The organism is Schwartzia sp. (in: firmicutes) (genome assembly GCF_978017985.1).
Genome location: NZ_CDXDFU010000114.1, coordinates 1 through 4,645, shown reverse-complemented (window position 1 = coordinate 4,645; position 4,645 = coordinate 1). Strand labels below are relative to the sequence as shown.

Sequence of the window (4,645 nt, the reverse complement as noted above, 5' to 3'; positions counted from 1 at the left end):
CTCCTTCGCTCCCTTTGAGAGCTGAATATGCGCCGGGTATTCACGCAGGACTTCATGATATGAGTCAATCATTCCGGTTCTTCCCTTTTCTATGAGATAGATGGCCGGATTATCATGGGGAAGATGGCACTCAACACAGTCCCTGTCTTTATGCGTTGCCATAGCATGGCTCGCAGCAGGCTCCTTCATTGCGTGGCAGCTTCCGCAAAATGCCGGGCCGCCCGTTGCCGATACCATAACGGACCCGACACCCATAACAAGAGCACCTATGACGAATCCACCCGCCAGGCACTTCAGCGTATGCTCGGAAACATACTGTTTGAAATCCAATTCCGCTCCCCTCCTTTCATTTGTCTTCATTATAGCATTGTAAAAATTAACCGTATGTTGCACTAGCAACCTTTTTATAGAAAATTTTTACAACAAAACCAATTGCTTTTAATTGCATATAAACAAAAAGCCGGGGAAACATTCTTCCCCGACTTTCCGATTTTATTCTTTTGCTGCTTTTATACACCCCATTGTAACAAGCACTGTACCAAGCCATAAAAGCCATATAAGAGGCTTTGTACTTACCGATGCCGTCACAGGCATAGCCTGTTCCGACTCCAAAGACGGCAGACACTCCATACGTATCATTCGGCCGTCTGCAGATACCCCTGTCAAACGGATGCGTGCGGCTCCGCCAAACACGTCAACAGGCTTGGACGTACCGCCTTCGGCTGTTGCGCGTATCCAGGGCTTTGCATGCTCTACACGTTCTCCGTCAGTAATCTCTACATCAGCCGTCACGAGCGTTGTACCGTCATTATTTTCTTCGTATTCAGCGGATTCAAAACGGTACGCATATGTATCATCCATGGCAATTTTTCCATGTTTCAAAAGCATTTCCCTGCGGTCGGCGCTTGCAGGTGATGGCGCTATATATACATCGCCCGCGGCAAAGTGCCCTATAGCAGGCTCACGCGCCGCGTCCTCACCGTTTGCGTGCAGCTTTGTTAACGCGGAGTATTCCGTTCCGTCCACGCGAAAAACATAACGCTTTTCCGAACCATCCTCCATAAATCGCTGTCCTTCGTAGGCAATTTCATGTCCCAGAAGCTGCTGAGATATCCCTGTGACAAATTCCTGTGAGACCTGGCGGCTTCCGCTGCCGGAAAGCACGATTGCGAAAAGCCCGATTGCCACGCCAAGGTGGGCAGTGCACCCGCCCCATCTCATCATTTGTTTTTTCTTTGCAAGGAAAACACACCCGGCAGCAAAAAGCGAAGCGCCGGCAAGCAGAACCGGGAGCGGCGAGCGAAGTCCGGTGAAAAGTGCAGCCATAATACCCAGCACAAATAATCCTGCAGGCAGAATAAGCTTTTCTTTATCCTGCTGTTCACCCCATCGTTTCAGGCTTCCAATTCCCATAACGGGCACAAGAACCACGGCAAGAGGCATCAATGTCCTCACGTAGAAATCTGTATCGACCGCTGCAGGCTTCCCTATGAGCTGCGTCAAAAGGGGCATTGACATTCCTATAAAGACAATCACTGAAGCAAATACCAGCAAAAGCGACCCGAGCAGCATAAAAAACTCACGGCTGCCATGCGCCGTATACATTTTTCCCTGCGGAAGAAGCCCCGCCCTCACAATCAACAGAATGAGTCCGGCGAGCAGTACGATTCCGTCCGCAGCCGCCAGCATGAGGCCTATTCCGGTCCCGCTAAAAGAATGAACTGAAAAATCGCCCAAAATACCGCTTCTGGTAAGAAACGTTCCGTAAATCACCAGCGCATACGTAAATATTGCAGACAGATGAACCATAGAAAGGCATGCCGGCCTGATTTTTGCCGTACACAGTACATGAAGCAGGACTCCTGCAGCAAGCCACGGTACAAGCGAGGAATTTTCCACCGGGTCCCAGCCCCAATAACCTCCCCATCCAAGAACCTTATACGCCCAATAGCCTCCGATAAAGATGCCGGCGCCCAGGAATGCCCACGCAAAAAGCCCCCATCTCCGCACAGAGTTCAGCCATTCCGTTCCCGTGTCCTTTTCAAGCAAAGCACCGCAACAGTATGAAAACGGCACGGCAAGAAGCGCATATCCGGCAAAAATAATCGGCGGATGAACTGCCATCCATGGGTCCTGCAGCAAAGGGTTAAGCCCAATCCCGTCAAGCACCGGTTCCTCTAAAGGACGGAAGGGACTTTTTTCAATGCACAGTACGGTCAGAAGGATTTGGAGCAAAAGGTAGACCGTCACTCCACCGGATTTCATTCTTCCGCTGCAGACAAGCCATGCACCCACAGCCGCATGTATGAGCAGCCACAAAAGGAACGATCCTTCCTGTCCTGCCCAAAATGCTGAAATCTTATACATCAAAGGAAGATTTTTCGAGGAATAGGATGCTGCATAGACAATGTCGAAACGATCTGTCAGCAAAAAGCCCATGAGTACGGCTGACGCGGCAAGTGCCGCAAAGAAGGCCAGATATACCAGCACCCTGCCCAAGCGTCCTAATTTTTCCTGCTCTGTTCCATAGCACAGGACAGCTCCTGTAGATGTGATAAGCACAACACTCAAAAAGACAAATCCTGCCATTTTTATTTTCCCTTCTGCTTCTCGTATTTTGACGGACACTTGATAAGCAGCTTTTCCGCATGAAACGCGCCGGCATGATATTTCCCCACCGCCACAATATGATGTGCCTGATCGAACTGATCCGGCTTTGCGCCTTTATACCGTACCATCATAGTCTCATTTGTTTCCTCGTCCCTCAGGAAGAACACAAAGGTATTGCCCTCCATGTGAGGAATCCTTCCCCTATCATCCAAAAGCCCCTTAACCTGTACGCTGCCCGATGTTTTTTTCGCGGCCGTAATGCCGACGTACGGGTTCAGAGAATTCACGAAGCTCCACCCGGCGTATCCTACGAACGCCAGTAAAAGGACAGCCAAAAGAGCCTTCCTGTTCATATCTTTTCCTCCTTATGTGAACTCTTCAAAAGCAGCCAGACATAAATGAGTGTCGCATCCGCGACTGCCGCAAATAACGTCAGAAGCATCACCGGCTCCATATCTACAGAGCCGCTGCCGTTCAGGACCGGTGTCGGATGCAGTGAAAAATAAAGTCGCGGAACAATAAACACGAGAAACGGCACGGTCAGAAATGAAAACAGTGAATATACCGCCGACACCCTGGCTCTGCGGGCATGTTCCTCCATTGCGGACCGTAGTGTAAGATAAGCCCCGTAAATTAAAAGCAGCACAAGAATCGTCGTCTGCCTCGGGTCCCAATTCCAATACGCTCCCCATGTAAGCTTTGAAAACACGGCTCCGCTGACCGCAGCCAGCAGTGTGCAAATAAATCCTAGACTTGCAGACGAAAACGAACGCGCATCATCGCGTATGTCACCCTGGCGAAGATATGACGCGGCCCACCATGCACTCATAAAAAAAGCAATGACAGATACCCACGCCGCAGGAATATGCAAAAAAGCGATACGCACCAGTTCACCGAGTCCCTCAGCCGGCGGCACGGCAAAACATACTGCACCCAGAACGACCACAGTCAGCACTGCTATACAAAGCCCCAGCACTTCTCTCCCCCCATTTTCTATTCCGCATACCAAATATAGTCAAATAAAATTGATGCCCCCACAGACAGAATCATATCGTACAGAAGGATTCCTCCCAAAAAGTTAAGTGATACCACGGTTCCGCCAAACGCCGCCTCTGTCAGTCGAATTGCCGGAATAAAAACCGGCAGAATCACCGGGAGCATCAATACGGAAAACAGACCGCTTCGAACACCTGCTCCGACAATCAGTGCAGAAAGCAGCGTTCCCGCCGCCGAAATACCCCAAAGCCCTGCTCCCACCGTACAAAGAAGAAGCAGCATTTCCTTCGTTTCCGCGCCCAGAAGGACTATAAAAAGCGGCAAAAGGAAAACGGTGATAACGGTCAATACAAAAAATTCGTAAAGAAGCTTTCCGAAAAGCACTGCCTGAGAAGGAGCATATACGCGCAGCGCCATAAGCGTTCCATCTGCTTCTTCATCAGAGAACACACGGTCAGAACCCGCTAGTGAAGAAAAGAACAAAAGCACCCACAAAAGCGCTGCCAGAAGCTTTGGCTCCGCTGCTGTTCCGGCAAGCGCAAAGCTAATGCATACCAGCGACGTGAATGAAAACATAAGCATTGCCGCCCACGCAGCACGAAAGCGCAAGCCGGTCGTAATTTCTTTTCGAAGTACCAGTTTAATGCTCTGAAAGGTCGATGGCTTCATCTGCCGCCCCCCTTTCCCGGCTGTCATTCGTCGCGAGCAGTATAAGTTTTTTCTCCTCCGCACCGCGCCGCATCTCACGAAGCATCATGGCACGGCCTTCATCATCCAGATTTGCTCCCGGTTCATCCAAAAGCCATATATCCGCATTCGATGCGAGCATCAAGCCAAACAAAAGACGCTGGCGCATACCCGTGGAAAATTCTCCTACCTTCGTTCTTTCTATAGTCTCCGGCAGCATCCCGACACGGTTCAGCACATCACCATACAACCTGTCATCTATCGGAACTCCCAGCAGTCCAAGGAAAAACGAAAGATTTTCACGCGCGGTAAGCCTGGGATAAAGCCTTAATTCCGGCGACATGTACGCGAT

General features: G+C 50.2%; 6 protein-coding genes. All 6 read right to left on the bottom strand.

Annotation, left to right across the window (positions count from 1 at the left end; translation table 11 throughout):
* Positions 1 to 330 (bottom strand): NapC/NirT family cytochrome c (locus ACY69O_RS05250; RefSeq protein WP_462332414.1); only part of this gene is annotated, 330 nt, incomplete at its 3' end.
* Positions 331 to 492: 162 nt separating this feature from the next.
* Positions 493 to 2,589: a cytochrome c biogenesis protein CcsA gene (ccsA, locus tag ACY69O_RS05245; RefSeq protein WP_462332413.1), complete on the bottom strand. Its 2,097-nt coding sequence runs from the start codon at positions 2,587 to 2,589 to the stop codon at positions 493 to 495.
* A 2-nt stretch (positions 2,590 to 2,591) separates the two neighbouring features.
* Positions 2,592 to 2,963 carry a cytochrome c maturation protein CcmE domain-containing protein gene (locus ACY69O_RS05240; RefSeq protein WP_462332412.1) on the bottom strand — a complete coding sequence of 124 codons (372 nt, stop codon included), beginning with the start codon at positions 2,961 to 2,963 and terminating at the stop codon, positions 2,592 to 2,594.
* A complete protein-coding gene (locus tag ACY69O_RS05235) occupies positions 2,960 to 3,586 on the bottom strand; it encodes a cytochrome c biogenesis protein (RefSeq protein WP_462332411.1) in 627 nt (208 codons plus the stop codon). The genes ACY69O_RS05240 and ACY69O_RS05235 overlap by 4 nt, the downstream gene beginning before the upstream one ends.
* A 17-nt stretch (positions 3,587 to 3,603) precedes the next feature.
* Complete coding sequence (locus ACY69O_RS05230) at positions 3,604 to 4,275, bottom strand: heme exporter protein CcmB (RefSeq protein WP_462332410.1); 672 nt, start codon at positions 4,273 to 4,275, stop codon at positions 3,604 to 3,606.
* A partial coding sequence (locus tag ACY69O_RS05225) for an ABC transporter ATP-binding protein (protein WP_462332409.1) occupies positions 4,247 to 4,645 on the bottom strand: 399 nt, incomplete at its 5' end. The genes ACY69O_RS05225 and ACY69O_RS05230, both read right to left, overlap by 29 nt.

What these genes read in the sequence shown, in the direction of transcription:
- ccsA (WP_462332413.1), bottom strand. Translation starts at nt 2,589, where the DNA reads ATGGCAGGATTTGTCTTTTTGAGTGTTGTGCTTATCACATCTACAGGA.
- ACY69O_RS05240 (WP_462332412.1), bottom strand. Translation starts at nt 2,963, where the DNA reads ATGAACAGGAAGGCTCTTTTGGCTGTCCTTTTACTGGCGTTCGTAGGA.
- ACY69O_RS05230 (WP_462332410.1), bottom strand. Translation starts at nt 4,275, where the DNA reads ATGAAGCCATCGACCTTTCAGAGCATTAAACTGGTACTTCGAAAAGAA.